This is a genomic window from Paenibacillus amylolyticus, from assembly GCF_051136285.1.
GTDB classification, from domain to species: Bacteria; Bacillota; Bacilli; order Paenibacillales; family Paenibacillaceae; genus Paenibacillus; species Paenibacillus amylolyticus_F.
The window spans coordinates 345,445-365,263 of record NZ_CP194938.1; the positions used below are offsets into that span (position 1 = coordinate 345,445).

At 44.0% G+C, this 19,819-nt stretch carries 19 protein-coding genes and 3 pseudogenes; 3 read left to right on the top strand and 19 right to left on the bottom strand.

Annotated features, from left to right (window positions below):
* Positions 1–292 precede the first annotated feature (292 nt).
* A pseudogene (locus ACR8BL_RS01545) lies at positions 293–558 on the top strand (PhzF family phenazine biosynthesis protein); the annotation flags it as partial.
* 172 nt (positions 559–730) lie between these two features.
* Here ACR8BL_RS01545 and ACR8BL_RS01550 read toward each other — a convergent pair.
* Positions 731–883 (bottom strand): hypothetical protein, encoded by a 153-nt coding sequence (locus ACR8BL_RS01550; protein ID WP_434750980.1) that lies wholly within the window; start codon positions 881–883, stop codon positions 731–733.
* A gap of 115 nt (positions 884–998) precedes the next feature.
* Positions 999–1,904 (bottom strand): LysR family transcriptional regulator, encoded by a 906-nt coding sequence (locus ACR8BL_RS01555; protein ID WP_434750981.1) that lies wholly within the window; start codon positions 1,902–1,904, stop codon positions 999–1,001.
* Positions 1,905–2,042: 138 nt separating this feature from the next.
* On the opposite strand from ACR8BL_RS01555, the gene ACR8BL_RS01560 reads away from it, so the two are divergent.
* Positions 2,043–2,633 carry a LysE family translocator gene (locus ACR8BL_RS01560; RefSeq protein ID WP_434750982.1) on the top strand — a complete coding sequence of 197 codons (591 nt, stop codon included), beginning with the start codon at positions 2,043–2,045 and terminating at the stop codon, positions 2,631–2,633.
* A gap of 487 nt (positions 2,634–3,120) precedes the next feature.
* On the opposite strand, the pseudogene ACR8BL_RS01565 reads toward ACR8BL_RS01560, so the two are convergent.
* From ACR8BL_RS01565 to ACR8BL_RS01645, 17 genes and pseudogenes are all read right to left on the bottom strand, one after another.
* Positions 3,121–3,261: pseudogene (locus ACR8BL_RS01565) on the bottom strand (tyrosine recombinase XerS); the annotation flags it as partial.
* Between the two features lie 21 nt (positions 3,262–3,282).
* Positions 3,283–3,573, bottom strand: a complete 291-nt coding sequence (locus ACR8BL_RS01570; protein WP_434750983.1) for a hypothetical protein — start codon at positions 3,571–3,573, stop codon at positions 3,283–3,285.
* Positions 3,574–3,841: 268 nt separating this feature from the next.
* Positions 3,842–5,818, bottom strand: a complete 1,977-nt coding sequence (locus tag ACR8BL_RS01575) for a sigma-70 family RNA polymerase sigma factor (RefSeq protein ID WP_434750984.1) — start codon at positions 5,816–5,818, stop codon at positions 3,842–3,844.
* Between the two features lie 81 nt (positions 5,819–5,899).
* Positions 5,900–6,133 carry a hypothetical protein gene (locus tag ACR8BL_RS01580; RefSeq protein ID WP_434750985.1) on the bottom strand — a complete coding sequence of 78 codons (234 nt, stop codon included), beginning with the start codon at positions 6,131–6,133 and terminating at the stop codon, positions 5,900–5,902.
* Between the two features lie 34 nt (positions 6,134–6,167).
* Positions 6,168–7,574, bottom strand: a pseudogene (locus ACR8BL_RS01585) (heavy metal translocating P-type ATPase); the annotation flags it as partial.
* A 263-nt stretch (positions 7,575–7,837) separates the two neighbouring features.
* On the bottom strand, positions 7,838–8,629 hold the full coding sequence (locus tag ACR8BL_RS01590) for an ABC transporter ATP-binding protein (protein ID WP_434750986.1): 792 nt from the start codon (positions 8,627–8,629) through the stop codon (positions 7,838–7,840).
* Positions 8,626–9,480 carry an ABC transporter ATP-binding protein gene (locus tag ACR8BL_RS01595; protein ID WP_434750987.1) on the bottom strand — a complete coding sequence of 285 codons (855 nt, stop codon included), beginning with the start codon at positions 9,478–9,480 and terminating at the stop codon, positions 8,626–8,628. The genes ACR8BL_RS01590 and ACR8BL_RS01595 overlap by 4 nt, the downstream gene beginning before the upstream one ends.
* On the bottom strand, positions 9,446–10,288 hold the full coding sequence (nikC, locus tag ACR8BL_RS01600; RefSeq protein WP_434750988.1) for a nickel transporter permease: 843 nt from the start codon (positions 10,286–10,288) through the stop codon (positions 9,446–9,448). Before nikC ends, ACR8BL_RS01595 begins: the two co-directional genes overlap by 35 nt.
* A gap of 2 nt (positions 10,289–10,290) precedes the next feature.
* A complete protein-coding gene (nikB, locus tag ACR8BL_RS01605) occupies positions 10,291–11,226 on the bottom strand; it encodes a nickel ABC transporter permease (RefSeq protein WP_434750989.1) in 936 nt (311 codons plus the stop codon).
* A gap of 2 nt (positions 11,227–11,228) precedes the next feature.
* On the bottom strand, positions 11,229–12,737 hold the full coding sequence (nikA, locus tag ACR8BL_RS01610; RefSeq protein WP_434750990.1) for a nickel ABC transporter substrate-binding protein: 1,509 nt from the start codon (positions 12,735–12,737) through the stop codon (positions 11,229–11,231).
* Between the two features lie 255 nt (positions 12,738–12,992).
* Entirely contained in the window at positions 12,993–13,625 is a 633-nt protein-coding gene (locus ACR8BL_RS01615; RefSeq protein WP_434752975.1) for an ABC transporter ATP-binding protein, read from the bottom strand.
* The gene (locus ACR8BL_RS01620; protein WP_434750991.1) at positions 13,606–13,947 is read right to left on the bottom strand and encodes a FecCD family ABC transporter permease; all 342 of its coding nucleotides are present in this window, start codon (positions 13,945–13,947) and stop codon (positions 13,606–13,608) included. The genes ACR8BL_RS01615 and ACR8BL_RS01620 overlap by 20 nt, the downstream gene beginning before the upstream one ends.
* Positions 13,944–14,387, bottom strand: coding sequence for an iron chelate uptake ABC transporter family permease subunit (locus ACR8BL_RS01625; protein ID WP_434750992.1), 444 nt, complete (start codon positions 14,385–14,387; stop codon positions 13,944–13,946). Before ACR8BL_RS01625 ends, ACR8BL_RS01620 begins: the two co-directional genes overlap by 4 nt.
* 53 nt (positions 14,388–14,440) lie before the next feature.
* On the bottom strand, positions 14,441–15,136 hold the full coding sequence (locus tag ACR8BL_RS01630) for an ABC transporter substrate-binding protein (RefSeq protein WP_434758313.1): 696 nt from the start codon (positions 15,134–15,136) through the stop codon (positions 14,441–14,443).
* Between the two features lie 68 nt (positions 15,137–15,204).
* The gene (locus tag ACR8BL_RS01635) at positions 15,205–15,864 is read right to left on the bottom strand and encodes a response regulator (RefSeq protein ID WP_434750994.1); all 660 of its coding nucleotides are present in this window, start codon (positions 15,862–15,864) and stop codon (positions 15,205–15,207) included.
* Positions 15,861–16,697: a sensor histidine kinase gene (locus ACR8BL_RS01640; RefSeq protein ID WP_434750995.1), complete on the bottom strand. Its 837-nt coding sequence runs from the start codon at positions 16,695–16,697 to the stop codon at positions 15,861–15,863. The genes ACR8BL_RS01635 and ACR8BL_RS01640 overlap by 4 nt, the downstream gene beginning before the upstream one ends.
* Positions 16,698–16,728: 31 nt before the next feature.
* Positions 16,729–17,427: a response regulator transcription factor gene (locus ACR8BL_RS01645; protein WP_434756529.1), complete on the bottom strand. Its 699-nt coding sequence runs from the start codon at positions 17,425–17,427 to the stop codon at positions 16,729–16,731.
* Positions 17,428–17,694: 267 nt separating this feature from the next.
* Here ACR8BL_RS01645 and ACR8BL_RS01650 point away from each other — a divergent pair, with 267 nt between their 5' ends.
* On the top strand, positions 17,695–19,254 hold the full coding sequence (locus ACR8BL_RS01650) for an IS1182 family transposase (RefSeq protein ID WP_434750997.1): 1,560 nt from the start codon (positions 17,695–17,697) through the stop codon (positions 19,252–19,254).
* Positions 19,255–19,819 lie beyond the last annotated feature (565 nt).

Here is a 19,819-nt window from a genome sequence, read left to right on the forward strand (position 1 = left end):
TTTGCATTTTTAGCATAGTTCACTTTGCATTATGTGTCAAGTTAACTTTGCATTCTATATGGTTTACTAATTTTACCGAAGGAGTTTGCAAAATGGGGCTTCCTCTATGCTTCTGGTCGTTATGGATCAATCCGAACGATGTGCCTATGATAATGAGCCCCTCCCCTGAATTCGTCAGAATAATTCTAATCCCATAGAATTTCATAGGTTGAACCTGGTTTTTTTTCAATGTCCACCCTAAAGGGTGCATTTCTCCTCAAAATGTTTGCACACTCAGTCGGTTTTTTCTTAAGAGTTACCAGACGGTCTTGGTGTCTCCATTACAGCGAAAAGCGACAAATTCGATTTTGTATCTAGAAGCTTTTTTCCAAAGTTAAACGTAAATGAAGATCCAGTATGGGGTTCCGCGCACTGTAACTTCATTCCCTACTGGGCAAAAAGGTTAACGGTAAGACAGCTTTCTAAACGTGGTGAAATTTTATACTGCAAACTCGAAATGATCGTGTGAAAATGGCTGGCAGAGCTGTCTTATATTCCATTGCTGATTTGCAATTCTAAGATTTGGAAGGCTTACGTTTAAAATGAAAATACAAAATAATTAAAGAATTATAGATTACGTTCCCTGAAATCCCTAGCTGACCGTATTTCTCTTATCGAGTCTTTGTTTTCCATAAGAATGTGAAAACTGCCCTGTTTTACGCTACTTATAAAGCTTTTTTCATTTAGATGATCATCTAATCGGTAATCGGACTATGTTCTTGTCCATTCCGGCAATCGGTACAAGTTCTTGTCCCAAGCCAAGGACACGAACTTGTACCGATAAAACAAAAAAAGCCGCTAAAATAGCGACTTTCAATGGGACAATGTTCTTGTCCCTCGACATTTTTTTTTCTCCTCTAAGGTTTGTTCAACTATCCTGCCCGTTCATATTATTGAACTATAGTTTCCCGTTAGTTGAGATTATAAGATTGGAACTATCGATTCTCATCATAATCTTACTAGCTACTGTTTACTATCGAGATACCATCCGCGTTCCATATCCTATCCACTATTGAGCCTATTTCAAGGAACACAGTATCGCTCTTTTTATCCTTTAGATAACCAAAATGTAGATCAATATTGAGATCGATACCCTCCCAGATCTGCAACATGTTTTCATTAGCAAACCGCATAGCTATTGGCTCCGCCAGCAATGAACAACCAATTTCTCCTTGAACCAATTTCCCTATCAGAGATTCGTCATCGACATACATGATTTTTTGCGGAACCATATCCTGTTTCAGGAAGTAATCGATGGATTGTTTATAGAAGGGGCAACCTTGTGTTGTCCAAATCCACGGCTTTTCTGCAAAATACTCCAGGGACAACCTCTTCTTCGGTGGTACATCCCAACTGTTGGGATAGACCACAACCATCTTGAAGGAATGGAGTTTGATGGAGTATACGGACGGATGTGCAACATTCCCATAATAAAAACCAACGCTTATTTTCTCGCTGGTCAAATCCTGGGTGAAATCTTCACTTTTAATATCGATAAAATGCAATTCTACCTGCGGCAGGCATTCCGAAATAAACCTGATCAATTTCTCTATTCGAAGAAGCTGCCCGTTTGTATTTAACCCGATCCGAATGGTGTCTGATTCTGCCTTCAAATCACTCGCTTTAAGATAGAAATCATCTAGGGAGGTGAGTATTTTCTGTGCTTCCAACAATATCTTCGAACCTTTTTCTGTAATAGTCATTCCTTTGGAAGTTCGATAAAAGAGAGGAAAACCAACTTCTTTCTCCAAGGCTTTGATGTGTGCACTTGCAGCCGGCTGACTTGTGTTAAGATGCGCTGCCGCTTCGGTCAAATTGCCAGTTCGGGCAATTTCTATAAAGGTTTTCAATTGATACAGCTCCAACTATCCTAGACCTCCTCAGATGTATTTGCATGAATCATTCCGTTTTCCCGATGGGTCCGATCAGAACTTGAAATTAGACGGTTTTAAACATGATGAGCTATAGTAATCCCAGATAAACTATATAAGGAGTATGCAATCATGTCTCTATTCATTGCAATGTGCTTTTTTTCATTATCCATGTCGATCTCTCCAGGCCCTGTGAACATAACAATTCTTTCTTCTGGAGTCAATTATGGTTTTAAGCACTCATTACCTTTCGTATCCGGTTCAACAGTCGGGTTTACATTCTTGTTAACTGCTGTTGGTTTAGGGGTATCCAATCTCGTGGCGCAAGTCCCTATATTCTATGAATTGCTAAGATATATAGGGACAGGATACATGAGTTATATTGGCTACAAAATTATGGTTTCACATACAGAAATCGAGTTAAAAGAGGAACAACTGCCACGTTTTCGTCACGGTTTTCTTATGCAGTGGCTTAATCCCAAAGCTTGGATTGCATGTCTTTCCGGTGTTTCTGCCTTTGGTTCGAATACTTCCTATTCGATGCTTCTTGTGTTTGTGGTTATTTATTTTCTCATTTGTTATCTTTCACTTGCCTCCTGGGCCCTTTTAGGATCGAAATTACAATTTCTTATGAAAGTGAAGAACGGCATTAAGGTTTTTAATTTGGTGATGGGCGGATCATTGATTATTGTAGCAATTTTTCTTTTATTTTCGAACTATTAGGATTAAGAAGATCCGCTGGTTTTCTTACTCCGATTTCTCGAAGGTCTCGTCTCCCCATAACTTGACTCATTTGGCAATATGCAATTTCTGCACTTCTATATCACTATCCTGCCCGTTAGCTTAATGAATTAAGGGGCAAAAAATGATTAAATATACACCTATTTGTGAATAGGAACATGTTCCTGTCAAATATGGTAATAGGTACAGGTTTTTGTCCCAGATATCAGCACAAAGTAAGATAGTTCATATTTTCCTCCTCCCTTGAACCAAAGTCACATTAAGCATTTACCGTCCCCCCTAGTGTTGAAGCTGGTCTCTTGATCATAATCCATCCTTTATCGTGTTAGCAGCTCAAAAGAGACTTACTTCTCAAACGTAGATATACATCTAATCGGAAATGGGAACATGTTCTTGTCCCTCGACACTTAACTCCCACCCATCCGTCGTATAACCAGATTCATGAATTTATGCCCTTTGTCTAAGTAATGGAAAATGAATGCCTTAAAGAAGAATGAACCGTCAAAGCCGGCTTTCCAAAGGCTGTTGCATATTTCTCAACAAGTTCTTCTATAGAACGTTGTGTTAAACGTCTATTTTTACCTTTGCATCCTACAGGTACTGCAATAAACGCTTGCTATACTCGGTTCCTCTATGCGTTCTGTTTATCCTGCGAATGGGTCAACATTCGTGAGTGAGTCGTTCTTTCCTTAGTGTGTGCGGTTTTTGTTATTTTGTTATTGCTGCGTGCTCTGGTTAGGCTGCGATACGTTTCTCCATGCTGAACCATACCAATGAGAATACGAGCTAGCTTTCCAATAAGTTTAACATAGATTGCATCTTGCCCATCCCCCTTTTTCACATTCTGCTTATGCCAGCGCTTGAAGTCCGGTTGGTGACGCGCAAGCTGGAGTACCGCCAGAAACAAATACTTTCGCAGCATGCTGTCCCCGCGCAATATTAGGTTGAACGCAAAGACGGCTTCTCTGGCTTTCTCAAAAACTCCATCGCTCTTCCTGCATGATCTCGCTCGATGACCTCGTATACACGGGATGGTGGATAGGAAGAAAGGATGGGATCGTCCTTTCATAAGGAACCATCGATGGGCATTCTGGAATGGACACCAACCTCCTTCCAATGCTGTTCTACGTCCGCAGGCTTTTGAATGCCTTCCAGCCCTTAATTGCGGTCTATATAGATGTTTTTGTTTGTCAGTAAAAAGTATTTTCGTATAACTTCCCCGTATGCGCATCAAGCACTTCGGGCGTCCGCTCGTGCCCGCTACCAATCATTCGATACACTAGTTCGTACGGGGACTCTTCCACCCTGGCATTGTGCATCCGTTCCCATTGCAGACGCAGCTTGGCCTGTGCCGTCCATCGGAGGATGGCTGTCTGGTAATCAAATGAAGGCACGGTCTCCAGCTTCTTTAACTGTTCTGGCCTTATGGAGGGGGACATCAAACTTTTGACCCTCCCATTAGAGCGGTCAACAGCTAGTTGATAGCATTCATCCCTGACAGATATGTCTTGAATATATACACCAAAGCGAATGATTTCCAAACGATCTTCGTCGTCGGTTTCTTCAGTTAGAAGCTTGAGATACGGCAACATTTCGGCTGCTAGTCCTCGGACATAGTCCATAGCTACTTCTATACATGCGTCTCGATCCCAGGTTAATGGAGCTAGTTGATCTGGCTTACCATGCGAAACAAAGTCAATCAATTGTCCGGTTTGGCTGCCTACTCGCGCCTTGACCGCTCCCTCCATCTGATCAGCCCAATAGGCCTTCCAAGACCGGTCATTCTTGGCTGGACGCTCTTCATTTTGTTGCTTCCACACCATCAACTTGGTGTTCGAGCCAATATTGTCGTCTTGTACTAACTGAAATTGGTCGTTGTCTACGCCAATCCACTCTTCTAGGCTTCGTGCGGGCGGGAACTCACCTGGCCACTCGTCCAGAGTTCTTGGGTCAGAGGGGACAGCTTCTGCCCTATAGGCTGTCGGAACTTCCTCCTGTGATGATGCAGTATAGATTAGTCCTCTACTTCGGGGGGCGTAAACAAGATGGACCTGATCGTCACCATCCGTGTACACGGCTTTGTCCAATACGCAATATTCCACATGTAGCAAAAAATTCGCCTTCATACACGCCATCTGTTCCTCTTCTGGCGTGATCATGGTTGGGAGTGTTGGCCCTGGAACGGTTCCGTAGTACCTAAATCCGACCACGCGACCGCTGGGGTGAACCATAATCAGGCATCCCGTCTCAGGAAGCGGCAGCCCCATCGCCTTCTGCTGTCGTGTGTACCCAAACATCCCTTCCATCCACTCCATCTCACAATACGGAAAATCACGCAGTGCGCCGGGATAATGATCTTCCAGGAATTGCTCTGCCTGCTGTTTGAGCTCCTCCTCAGATATCCGTGTCTCGTTGTCCAATGAGGCCCAGGAAATGGCATAGTCTAGCAAGTTGCCGTCCCTGGAGAGCGTGGCAGAAACGGCGTCATCACTCCCCGTTTTAACCCATAAGAATCCCGCTTCTCCCTTCCCAGTTCCCCTCATGGTGTTCTCTTGATAGTCATTGACGATCAGATCATAATCCGGTGAAACGGCAAACTGGTGCTCTGCCTGTTGTCTTAACTGCATGCGTAATGTATCCAGATCTCGTTCGAGAAAATCTTGAGCCATTTCGTTGCGCAAATGTTCCAGCCCCTTCCGTAATTGTGTTTTTACAGTACCTAATGGCATATCCAGGAGATGGGCGATTTGCTGCTGGGTCAGGTCCTTCTTATATTTTAAGAACAGGAGCTGACGCAGCTTCGGATTCAGACTGGCCAATGCACGCTCCAGATCCAGGGTTTGATCGATATCATTAACGACCAATGGCTCTTGCGCCTGCGGGTCTTCGCTCAGGTGAACACGCTTGGATTTCTCCAAATGATTGAGCGCCCGGTTCACCACAATTCTGGTAAGCCAGCTCTCAAACGCTTCGGCTTGCTGCAGCGTTTGCAGTGACTCATAAGCCTTAACCAGGGCATCCTGAACGATATCCTCCGCATCTTTGGACTCCCGTACATAATGGCGAGCCACTCGATGCAGCTTATCCGTTCGATCCTTTATAAGAGAAACGAAGGCATCGTGATCTCCGTTTTGTGCGGCGTTGATTTGTTGCTGTGCATCGATCATTGTCGTTCACCTCCTGTTATATAGACAGCTAACTCGGGGGTTTGGATTTAATTAATGTAACATTATTCTGGAACTGACCGATCAAGTGACCACCCGCATGCGGCAAGCACGGGTGCCAAAGAGTACGTCACTCTTGGCGTGTTCCTGCTGAAGCTCCTTCATCCACTGAAGCAGTTCTTCCAGCCCGGTACGGGTATTGGAGAACTCACAGTCCATTCCCCGTTCGATCCCCCGGTAGTCGATGGCGCGAGCGACATGGATTTCTTTCGCAATATCCTCATGGGTTCCACGCCCTTGAACGTCCACCCAAATCATCAATCTTCCATTGTCCATCCACTAATTTGGCCTTAATGATATAAGCTAACGTACTAATAAGGCTGACTACAATGGGGACAAAAATACCTGAAATTGTATCCGCAATACGCTGTATGGGGGCCTTGGAGCCTTGCGCCTGTTCCACAATCTTAATAATTTGCGATAGTGCGCTGTCTGCGCCCACACGTGTTGCTCTCAAACGGAGTATACCGTTTTTGTTCAATGTAGCTCCTGTGACAGAGTCACCCGGTTTCTTGTCCACGGGAAGGCTTTCACCACTCAACATGGATTCATCAACGGATGAGAATCCTTCTTCCACTACACCGTCTACGGGTATCTTTTCGCCAGGCTTCACGATAACAAGATCGTTCATCAAGACATATTCAGGCACCAGACTAATTTCCTGACCATCCCTAATCACTCTTGCACTACGCGGAGCCATCTTCATTAGGCTTTTGATTGACTGGGTGGAGCGTCCCTTGGCTAAAGCCTCCAACCATTTGCCAAGCAGAATAAGAGTGATCAGGACTGCACTGGTTTCAAAATAAAAATCAACCGGAGCTTGTGCCGCAGCATTCGCAGTATCCGTTACAACTGCACTACCTCCATGATTGTGACCGGATAATCCACCCGTGCTGGTTAATGAAGTCAAGTAGAGACTGTAGAAATAAGCCATACTTGTTCCCAGAGCAACCAGTACATCCATGTTGGCGCTTCGGTTTTTCAATGCCTTATACGCACCGATGTAAAACTGGCGACCCAGGAAGAATTGCACAGGAGTAGCGAGTACCCATTGAAACAATGGATTCATAAATACATCAGGTACCCAGATCCAGGAAGTGAATGAAAAATGACCTACCATCGCCCATAATAATGGGAGAGAAAGAATAGCCGACAGAATCCAGTTCCATTTTTTTCGCTGTAATTCCTGTTCTCGCAGAGAGATGGTCTCTTCTTCCGTTTCTTTTAACTGGGCAGTGAAACCCAATTGTCTGATCTTGTAGATGAGATCCGAGCCCTTCAATGTTCCAGAAACGTATTCGACATGACCCGTTTCCAGGGCCAGATTCACATTGGCACGAGACACACCAGGCAGCTTGGAGAGACCTTTCTCAATTCGTGCTGAACATGCAGCGCACGTCATGCCTGTAATGTTCAAGTCAACGGATTCGGTGACAGTCTCAAAGCCCAGCGCTTCTACTTTGTTCCGAAAATCATGTATACCGATATTGGCAGGATCATAGGATATCGTTGCCTTCTCCATTGCGAGATTGACGTTAGCCTGTTGTACGCCCTCCATACGAGATAATCCCTTTTCAATACGAGCTGAACAGGCTGCACAAGTCATCCCTTTAATGTGAAGGGTTGTTTGCCACAGTGCAGGATGATCATCTGTATTAGTTGAAGGCTGTTTTGATTTTGGGGTAGAAAGCTTGTCCATCATTGCGGTCTCCTTTTTTTTGAACGAAATTGCTTCTAGCCGTTCATGTTGATACAGTGTTAGAGGGTTGTATGCTCATTTCAATCAACTAGAACTATCATACTTGAATAAGAACAAACACTGGATGACTCTTAAGGGCTACCTTCAAGCGGTTTTAGTCACAAATGAAAATAATATATGAACTTAAAGTAGCTAGGCGATATTTTCTACCTAATATGGTCATAAATAAAATCCGGCTATCGCGTTAGCCGGATTTCTATACTTTAAACTCTTTGTTCTGCGAATTTGTGAACTAACTGTTGCGTATAAGAATGCCTCTCCGATGAGAACAAGGATTCTTTGGCAAAATGGTCGATGATTTGGCCCTGCTGTATCACCATAATGTGATCGGATATACGTTGAATTGTGCCCAGGTCATGTGAAATGAATAAACAGGCAAATCCAATCCGTTGTTGTAATCTTATCAGCATATCCATGATTTGAGCTTGAGTAATCATATCCAGACTGGATGTTGGTTCATCCATGATAATCAAGGATGGTTCACTGCTTATCGCTCTGGCGATGGCTACGCGCTGCTTCTGACCACCGCTAAGTTGATGCGGGTATTGTTGCAAAAGGTGAATGGGCAGCTCCACCATTTCCAGCAGCCGTGCAGCACATTTCTGTCTGTTATGACGGCATTCTGCCACAATATTCGGTATTCGATTGTTGAGGTTATCCAGCGGCTCCATTAAAGAATCAATTACTCGAAGCCGAGGATTAAGACTGGATGCTGGATTCTGAAATACGGCCTGAACTCGTCCCTCAAGGGCTCGATAGGCAAAAGCAGTCCGGGACTGTATAATCTCTCTTCCCTGAAACCATATTCGCCCGGAATCTATTTTTTCCATCCATAACAAGCAACGGGCCAGTGTACTCTTACCACTCCCGCTTTCTCCGATCAGTCCTACACACTCTCCTGCATGAAGGCTGAAGGAAACTCCGTCGATTGCCCTTGTATGTCCTGAATAGGTCTTGACCAAGTTATCAACGGTGAGCAGTGCGTCTTCACTCATCCCATTTCACCTCGTTCAGGAACTACTCCAGGTTCGGTATAATTCAGCATGGACTCGGCTGCCAAAAGTCTTTGGGTATATGGATGTGTAGCTTGTGTCAGTACGACCTCAGCTTTCCCCTCTTCCAGGATTCGCCCTTCCCGCATAATGACAATCTGATCCGCGCAGCGTCTGGCAAGCTTGAGGTCATGTGTGATGAACAATATGGAGCAGCCGGATTTCTCTTGAAGTTGGATGAGCAGATCAAGTATCTCTGTCCCCGTAACCCAGTCCAGCGCAGACGTAGGCTCGTCGGCAATCAGTAGTTTTGGCTCAAGCAGCATTGCAGTCGCGATAGATACCCGCTGTAATTGTCCACCACTTAACTGAAATGGATAGCTCTCCACAACGCGCTTGGCAGGCAAGGAAACCTGCTCCAATACGTTCAGGATTCGTTCCTTCCGTTCCTTTCGTCCCCATGGATAATGAACCCTTATCGTCTCATCCAGTTGTTTGCCTATCCTAAGGAACGGACTAAATGTGCCGGTGTAGTCTTGAAATACGTAGGCGATCTCTTTGCCACGCAGCTTATTGATCTGTCTCTCAGGTAACTCTGATAAAGATTGACCGTTAAACGTAATTTGCCCTGCTGCATGGCGCACCCCATGTGGAAGCAAACGTCCGATAGACAAGCCAGTCAGTGTTTTTCCACTGCCACTTTCCCCGATGACCGTCAGCCAGTCGCCAGCCTTAATGGACAAGTTCATTTCGTGAACCAGGATCTGCTCTCCAGCCATAAGACAGAGTCCTTTTAATTCAAGTAAACTCATGACTTTCTCACTCCCTGCTCCGCTTAATATCCAATTGATCACGAACACGGTCTCCCAGCATGTTGGAACAGAGAACGACAAGCATGATCGCGAGACCAGGTGCAATCATAAGATAGGGTGCACTATGAAAATAGACCCGTCCTTCGTTCAGCATGGCCCCCCATTCAGGTGCAGGTGGCTGCACACCTAGCCCGATATACGAGAGCGAGGCAATCATGAGAATGATTTTCCCCATATCCAGAGAAGCGATCACAATGACATGTGATAAGGCATGTGGCAACAAATGTTTCCTCAAAATCTGATGAGGACGTAAACCACTCAAGCGGGCAATCGTAATGTATTCCTGTTGTTTTTCAGCATTGACGCTATTGCGAACGATACGAGAATACGTAATCCATTTGACCGAAATGATGGCAATCATCAGATTGAAGATACCTGGCCCCATGAGCCCACTGAGCACAATCGCGATAATGAAGTCCGGAAACGCAAGAAACGCATCCGAAATTCGTTTGTATACGCGATCCATCCAGCCGCCTGCATATCCAGCTAACAAACCGGCAGGAACTCCGATCGCAAGTGAACCCAGGAGAACGATCAGACTGGTTCCAACCGTATTTCTTCCTCCGAGTAACAGTCGAGAGAATACATCCCGACCGAGGTCATCAGTTCCAAGCCAATAATTCATATCAGGGGGCAGCAGGCGTACAGTCAAGTTTACTGCATAGGGATCATACGGAACGATATAATGTGCACAGAGTATAACCAAAATGAGGAGTACCAAAATTAGAATGTGTACCCGGTTTTGTCGTGTTTTCAAAGGATAAACTATGTTCGGTTTAGATTTAAACATCCTCATTGTTCCCCCTTTAATCGAATCTCGGGGTTTAGAACATCATTGAGCAGGTCAACGAGAATATGGATTATCGTAACGATCAGGCCCATCAAGACCATATAACCCTGGATAACGGGATAATCCCGACTCTGAATGGCGTCGATTATGAATTTCCCCATACCCGGATAAGCAAACAACACCTCAATCACAACGGTTCCACCAAGCAAACTTCCGATGCTTACTCCAAACATCGTGACAACGGGAGTGAGCGCATGCCGGAAAGCATGACGAACGAGCACACTTGCTCCGCCTAATCCTCTGGAACGTGCCCCCTTAATGAAATCCTGTCCCAGACTCTCAAGCAAACTGGAACGAATGAGACGCACGTATACGGCTGCCATCGTCAAACCCAGTGTTAAGGAGGGGAGCACCAAATGTGCCATACTCCCTGTCCCCATAGAGGGAAATACATGTGTTCTCACAGAGAAGCCTTCTATTAAAAGAAGCCCCAGCCAGAAGCTAGGGACTGAGGTGCCTAGAACAGCCAGAAGACGACTACACCGGTCGATGACGCGATTAGGATATAACGCAGACAGTGTACCGAGCGGAATGGCGATGACGATCAGCACCAAAAGAGAAGAACAGGTTAGCAGTAATGTTGCCGGTAACTTGCCTAACAATTCCTCCATAACAGGTCGATTCGTCATATACGACGTTCCAAAATCGAAGTGAACAAGTCGGCCGAGCCACTGCCCGTATTGTACCAACACAGGATCGTTTAGTCCCAATGCCTCTCTCTGCTCTTCAATCTGGGACGAGGTTACGGCTACATCTTCTGCGCGAAGCATCTCTCTTACGGCATCCCCAGGAGCTAATTTCATAAATACAAAACTGATAAAGGATAAAAGCAAAATAAAAAGGAAGAATTCTATACTTCGTTTTAAAAGCCTTCCCATGGTTACTCTACATCCAATTGATTAGTCAGCATGTAATACTCACTTTTGCTAGTCACCCAATTTTTCACCCGATCTTTATAGACAACGAGTGTATTTGGATGAACAAGATAGGAATAGTAGGTCTCCTGATCAATATGTGTAAGAATTTTTTGAATCTGTGCATTTCGTTCATCTGGATCTACCATCTGGTCTAGTTCATCAATCCAGCGATTCAGTTCCGCATCATTGATTTTGCCGAAATTCAATGTACCGTCCGGTTTAAAGGAAACATTAAGGAAATAACTCGCGTCTCCACGTGGTGCGATGATCGGACTGTATGTGCCCAGATCCCAGTCATCTAAAGAAAGGAGATAGTCTTCATATTTATCCACAAACTCTATCGATATTTGGATACCGATATTTTTTGCTTGTGCTTGCAGCACCTGAGCGAACAGTGGGAATTCTGCTCGAGATGTATACGTGACAAGTTTTAAGTTCAGTGGTTTACCATCTTTACTTACTTTGCCCTGTTCTACTTGATAGCCCGCCTTCTCAAACCACTTCAGTGCAGCATCAACACCTGTCGTTTTAGCTTCATAGGAAGGCACAAAGGCGAAATTCGGCATAAATGGTCCCGATGCAAGCGTAGCTTGTCCGGCCATGAGGACATCCTTCAATTCTTCACGGTTCACGAGGGCATCAAAGGCTTTTCTAACATATTTGTTTTGAAATTCGGGTTGATGTGCATTGAAAATAAGTTCGTGGGTCTTCAAACTCATCACGGATTCGAGATGAAGGCTTGGATCACTTTTCATCGTCTCCAGACTTTCAACCGGCGGACGATACACAATGTCGGCATCCCCTGACATTAATGCGGACAGCCGGGCACTCGGATCTTCGTTAAAATTGAATGAGGCACGACTCAGCTTGGCAGCTCCTCCCCAATATTCATTGAAGCGCTCGACCTTGAGCGAGCTTCCGGCTGTGAAGGACGTGACCTTGAAAGGCCCCGTGCCAACCGGTTTTTTGTCCGGATCAGGTGCGTTAACATCCAGAATGGACGTATTCGGGTGAACGAGTTCAGATGGAAATTGCGGGAAAGGTTGCTCAGTCGTAATGTTCAGCGTCTGACCAGACGCATTCATTTCTTTAATCTTTAGAACCTGTTCTACACCTGGATTCACCTGGATGGCTCGTTCCAGAGATTGTTTCACAGCTTCTGCATCCAGCGCTCGTCCATCTTGAAAGGTTACGTTCTTTTGGATCTCAAATGTCCAATGTTGTCCGTCCTCCGTCTCCCATTTTTCGGCTAGCCATGGCTCAATCTTTAAATCTTCACTCAGTTTCACTAAAGTTTCGGTAATGCCTGCTCTGAGTGGGGTATAATCTTGATGTGGGTCTATGGTCTGGCTTGCAAAGTTGAACAAAAATGTGACTTCCTTGTCTTCCGTTGCTGCAGGCTTCGTGGCTGTCTCCTTCGTTGTGCTGGAACATGCCGAAATGACGAGCACTGCGCATAAAACCAATAGCATTGTTAGTTTTCTCTTTGTCTGCAACGTTGTATAACCTCCATTAATAAGGCTTTCAAATGTGTAAAAACAGTACGTGTTCTATCGTACTTGATGAAATTCATATTCGGTATAGCTCCTATGAGCTATTACAGCTAAAAACTGTGACAAAAAATGCTCAAGCCGTTTACACCAGCTGCTTCATACACTCTAACTTCACTTTCAGTCGTGAATGGTAAATACAAAACAACCTCTTATTTTTCAGAGGTTGTTTTGTATTTATTCCTTGAATAGTTGAAAGTTGTAGACAGTGATCCATTCATTTTCAGAGGAAATATCTACTTCGGCATCAACTTTAAAAACATCACGCAGCATTTTCTGTGTGATCACATTTTGAGGAGGGCCACTGTCATATCGTTTGCCAGATTGAAGCACAATGACTTGATCGGAGATCATTGCTGCTTGATTAATGTCATGTAGGACCAGAATGATTGTAATGCCCTGTTCGATATTTAAACGTTTAATCAGTTCAATGATTTCAAGCTGGTGGTGTATGTCTAGATAGGACGTAGGTTCATCTAATAACAAAACAGCAGGCTGTTGGGCCAGTGCCATTGCGATCCATGCCCGCTGGCGCTCCCCTCCAGACAAACGATCTACTGTTCTTTCTGCTAAATCCACTAAATGAGTAAGAGAGATGGCTTGATCAACAATGGCCTGATCTTCTTGATTTAATCGTTCAAATTTCCTTTTGTGAGGGAAACGGCCATACTCAATGAGCTGTCTAACAGTCACCTCGGGATTGCTCTCATGTACTTGCATTAAAAAGGCTAACTCTCTAGCAAAAGCTTTTCTGCTCCAGGTATTGATATCACTATTTTTAAATATAATTTCACCAGCGGCAGTATGAATTTTCTTTCCAAGCGCCTATCATACCCATAATAATGCCCACGGGCAGCTCAATTGGTGCGAAAGCAACACGGCCAATGGTGTCCGATAAACATAGAACGGTCAATCTCAGCAGCGCTGAAGCCGGTAGTAATATTCGATAATCATTCCCCACAAGAATCCTTGCAGCATGAGGAACAATTAAGCCAACAAATCCGAGCAGACCCACAATGCTTATAGCACTGGCAGCAAGGAGCGCGCTTATAACAATAAACCATAAACGATAGCCCTCTGTGTTTAGTCCTAGTGATCTTGATTCCGCATCCCCGAGTAACAGTACATTCATACGCTTGGGCGCTTAGCAAAGCCAATATTAATCCAATAATGCTGTAAGGAATAATCGTCTCCACATGTCCCCAGCTTTTGGCGGACAGACTTCCTACCATAAAGGAAACCGCTCCTTGAAAAATGTGAGTAGGCAGGAAAGACTAACAGCATGGTTGTTCCAAATAAACCTGCACCGGAGGAAACACCGATAATATGGGGATCAGCCATAGGGTTACGCATCACCCCTTGTAGTAATGCGCCCGAAAGAGCTAAATTTACGCCGACAAATACGGCTACAAGTGTACGTGGCAGTCTAATATTCCATATAATCGTGTAGTAATCCGAATCTGTGTTGCCAAGTGAAGTACTTAAAATGGACCGTACATCTACTGAAATAGCTCCAAAAGCCAAACTAATTATGACGCTAAGTATAGCGAAGGTCACAAAAAGTCCAATCATGAAGATTTTCCAGCTTATCTTGTTTTTAACTGATTATTCTCAATCATAAATATTTAATTCGTTTGACTTGAATCGATCAAGTCTGCCATATATTTATAAGATTCGGAGACATCAACACCAGAAGCCGTTACAAATTTATTTTTCGGAAGAACGTACATTCGGTCATTTGAAATGGCTGAAAGCGAGTTCCAAGCTGGATTTGATTTGAAATTGTTTTCGATCATTGACTCAGCTTCCTCATTCGTTGTGTGGGAAAGAATAAAGAGATAATCAGGATTAATCATCACCATCTCTTCCATACTAAACGGGATATATCCGGCAAAAGCTTCTCCATCTATGGATACTGTAGCGTTACGAAGTTTTAACTGATCTGCAATATCTACTGCTATTGTTGAACTCTGCTCGACATATGCAGTGTCTCCCATAACGGTTAGTATGGCGTAAGTCGGCATTTCCTTTTCATCTGGAATCTGCTCAATAACTTGATTGATTTCTGAATTCATCTGATCTACAAGCTCTTCCGCTTTTTGCTCATTACCTGTAATTTTCCCCATCAAAATCGTATTTTGTCTTATGTCTTCAATAGATTGAGTGTTAAGATTTGCTAAAGGGATATTAGCTTCTTTGAAAATTTCTCTCAATTTACCATGGTCAAAGCGCTGACCGATCACCAAATCAGGTTTTAACTTTTCCATACTAACCTCGTGCATAAATCCTACTTTGGGAACTTCGGTCGCTTCTTGCCTCAACTGAGCTATTTTTTAGCTAAGTGAAAAGAGAAACTGACAATTAATGAAATAACAGATGAAGCTCACAGCTAAAGTCTGTTAGTATTCCAAACAAGTCCTTGCTCAAGAGCATAACGCGTTAATTGAACCCGATTTTGTAACTGTAGCTTCTGTAAAATATTTTTCAAGTGGTTCTTCACGGTGTATTCTGATATGTCATATTTCCCTGCAATTTCTTTGTTCGTCCATCCTTCAGCTACCCCATATAAAATATCCAGTTCTCGAGTCGTCAGCTTAACTTCGGTTTTCTTCTTTTCTGTTACATTAACTTCCTTCAGGATCTGATAGGCAACATCTCTGGACATGGGGGCTTCCTCATTAATGATGGAATGCAGATATTCAAGCCATGTCGTGGGTTCCAAATTTTTGAGCAGATATCCTTGCGCACCCCTTTTGAGCGCCTCAAGTAGATGAATCATGTCGTCCGAAACCGTAATCACAACTATTTTCACATAGGGAAAAACGAGTTTGATTCTCCGCGTTGCTTCGAGTCCGTCCATAATGGGCATTTGAATATCCATCAAAATGAGATCGGGAAGCCACTTCTCCATGAAGTCAATCGCCTCTTGACCGTTATTTACCATACCGATGATCTCAAAGTGTTCGTCTATACTCAAAATTTCACGGATGGCTTCCCTTGCATGCACGTGATCATCAACGACCAACACTCTTGTTGTGCTCTTTGTCATACGAGTCCCCCTTTTTGAATCTCAACGATGGTTTTTCCATCCTTACGATACATGTTCATAATCCATCCCATCTCATTGCAACGCTCCTTCATAATTCGTAGACCGAACTTGTTTTTCTTGGCAAATGGATCTCCCTCAAATCCTTTACCATTATCCGACACCGTAATCTTCCAGCTATGGCTCATTCCTACTGCAGTGATTGATCCTTCTGTAGCTGACGCATATTTGTCCATATTAATGAGCGCCTCACGTATACAAGCTAACAATTCTATTTTTTCTTTATCCTCTTGGTGATGCTCCTCTAAATCCCAGTGAATATGGATTGGTGTGCGGATGTCTTTAGACATCGCATGAACTTGCTTCACTAATGATGGTGAGGTCTGGTGTACAGGATTTTCGTCACGATCCAGTCGAAGATTGGTGATTGCTTGTCTGACATAACGGTTCACCTCATGAATCGTTTTACGAATGGACAGAACGTGCTGTTCTTGTTGATTTCCGTCACTTCCCATTTCAAGCTTTTCTGCCTTAACAGATAGCAAAAATAGAGATTGAGCTATTCCGTCATGAAGTTCTCGCGCCAGCTCTTCACGTGCTTCAAGTGCAGCTTTGGCAGAACGTGCACGTTCCAATTCTTTCTGAATGTTTTCAAGGATACGAAATAGCTTGGTTAGCAATGTAATCGTAACAAGATAAACCAACACCGGTGTTAACCAATTGCCCAAATCCATCGAGATATAGGGTAGTAAAAATTGATGTCTGACATATTCCCAGATAGCGACTGTAATGGTTGGAATGAATAGAATCATCCATTTGATTTGTTTATAGGACATGATGCTCCTCCTGGTTTTTAATAGAGAAAATTTAATGGGGCAAACGAAGGATATAACCAAACCCCCACAGAGTTTGAATGAGATCTTCACGATTCATTACATATTCCGATAATTTATCACGTAATCGTTTAACATGGGTATCTACGGTTCGATAGTCCAGTTCTTCATTTTGCTCCACCTTCCAGACGATTCTCAGCAAATCCTGTCTGGAGAAAGCGATCTCTGGATGAGTTGCCAGATGGTATAACAAATCAAATTCTTTAGGTGTCATATGAATTTCTTCATCTTTTACCAGAACTTTTCTAGAAGTGGGATTAATTAAAATGGATGAAATCATTACTTCACTGGCGGAATGATCTGGTATAACATGCCCGTAAAACCCGGTAAAACGTGCCATCATCGATTTGATCCGAAGCACAACTTCCCTGGGGCTGAAGGGTTTCATCACAAAGTCATCTGCTCCTGCCTTAAACGCCTCAATTCGGTCCGCTTCTTCAGACTTTCCTGTCAAAAACATCACAGGAATGCTTGTACTCAATCGCAGATAATTGCATATTTCAATACCCTTAATGTCAGGAAGCATCCAATCGAGAATGATTAATGCATAAGAACCTTTATGAAGTTTGCTCAAAGCTTGCACACCAAGGGCGGCCTCTTCGATAATAAATTGTTCTTTTTCCAGGTACATTTTAAGCAACCTCCGGACCCTTTCATCATCATCTACGATCAATATTCTGTTTTTCTGCAGGGTCCCATTCATATGTCATACCTCCATCTAATCAAACTGAGATAGCGTTCATTTACGTCTTGCTCTAGTGAGAAATGGGTAAAATGAGTTTATCGTAAACAGCATACCGTTAAATGATAAAAAATAGGGGCTGTCCCATAAGTCATAAAAAGACTCGGGATAGCCCCAGTTTTCAAATTTACACAACAAAAAGAAGCCTTTCCTTGGTAAAATGGAAGTGTCGAGCAACCACTTTAAGGAGGGCTTCTTTTGTACATTCAATATACCATGGATCAACTGTTCTTGCCAATGGATTTGGAGACAGATATCCCCGAAAATCATCTTGTGCGTGTCGTGAATGACGCAGTTAACCGCCTGAGCGACTCCATTTTCAACGCCGCATATCCTGGTGGTGGCCGCCACAGCTATCATCCCAAAATGCTCACTAAAATCATCATCTACGCCTACACCCAGCGCATCTATTCTTCCCGGCAAATCGCCAAGGCGGTTCGCGAAAATATCATGTTCATGTGGCTCGCCGCACGCCAAAAACCAGATTTCCGTACCATCAATCGCTTTCGTTCCGAGCGGATGAAAGCAGTGCTCGAAACCGTGTTTACCCATGTGCTGGAGCTGTTGGTTCAGGAGCAATACGTATCCTTGGATCACTATTTTTTGGACGGAACCAAGCTCGAAGCGAATGCGAATCGCTATACCTTTGTGTGGAAAAAAGCCGTCGTCAAGCACCAGGCCAAGCTGCAAGAAAAAGTACATACCTTGTTTCAAGCCATCGAAGAGGCAGAAAACGAAGAGGATGCCGTCCATACCGGGGCCGACCTGCCTGAACTTGGTGAAACCTCGGCGCTCACGGCGGAAAAGCTGGAGCAAGCCGTGAAGCACTTAGAAGAAAAACTCAGCGAAAAACCCAAGGACAAAACCCTCAAAAAAGCGGTGCGCCAGTTGCGGAAGGACTTGCTGCCCCGGTTGCAAAAATATGAGCATCAGCTTCAAACTGTTGGCGAGCGAAACAGCTACAGCAAAACCGACTCGGATGCGACGTTTATGCGAATGAAAGAAGATCACATGCGAAATGGTCAATTGAAGCCTGGATACAATGTACAGATCGGAACAGAAAATCAGTTTGTTTTAGGCTACAGCGTCCACCAGCGGCCTACGGATACCAAATGTCTGAAGCCCCATCTGGATCATCTGGAAAAAATGCTAGGCCAGAAACCCAAGACCGTCATTGCCGATGCGGGGTATGGTAGTGAGGAAAATTACAGTTATCTGGAGGAAAAAAACATTCAGGGTATCGTGAAGTACGGGACATACCATAAGGAAAAAACAAGGACTTTTCAGCGAGCTATGGGTAAAGTAGACAACTGGAGTTACAACGAAACGTCAGATACGTGGACCTGTGCGGCTGGACAAACATTACATTTTCGCGTGGAACGTCAGACAGTGACAGAGAGCGGCTACCCGATTCGCACCCGTCATTACCTGAGCGAAGATTGTAGCCAGTGCCCCATGAAATCGATATGCACCAGGGCCCAAGGAGATCGGGAAATTGCCATAAGCCTGACCTACCTGCGGCAAAAAAACGAGATGCGAGAACGCCTGCGCAGCGAGGAAGGATATCGTCTTTCCGTTCGGCGCATGATCGAGCCTGAAAGTGTGTTTGGACAAATGAAAAACAATCGGGGATTCCGAAGATTCCTGCTTCGCGGCTTGCAAAAAGTAAGCCTGGAGGTCGGGTGGCTTTGCCTTGCCCATAATCTGCTCAAAAAAGCGACAATGGCGGAAAAACGTAAACGAGACCAATCAGGATGAACCTCTGCTTGGTCTCGTTTGGACGTATCGGTGTTCCTTCTCTTCACCGATGTTCTTTTTTAAAGGCTTTTGAGACAGCCCCGTTCAGAAGATTATTACTCAATTGCAAACAATGTATGAACGATAAGTAATATGGATATTAGAACATACCGAACATACTTATCTAAGAAACTAACAAAGTCTCTCCCAGTAAGCTAATTCTGGTACAAAGAAGTCATCGCTACCAACGGAAAAAGCCTGAAAGGTTAATCCCTTAACTAGCACGACAAATAAAAAGCGCAAGCAGAGAAGATTTCATCTCCTCCTGTTTACGCTTTTTTATCGTTGCATCGGCCGTAGCTTAAACCTTTCATTTCTGTACTGTCCACTTTAGAGGCTTATGACTAACTTGTATGGCGGCTTTTATGCGTTAGAAAGGAATTAATGCGATAATTGCAACCCTTTAATCCTTAATCCCTCTTGCTTAATGAGTGGTTTTAAGTTGCATGTGCTTAATGTTTAGATATAGATTTAATCGGCAATCGGACTATGTTCTTGTCCATTTCGGTAATCGGCACAAGTTCTT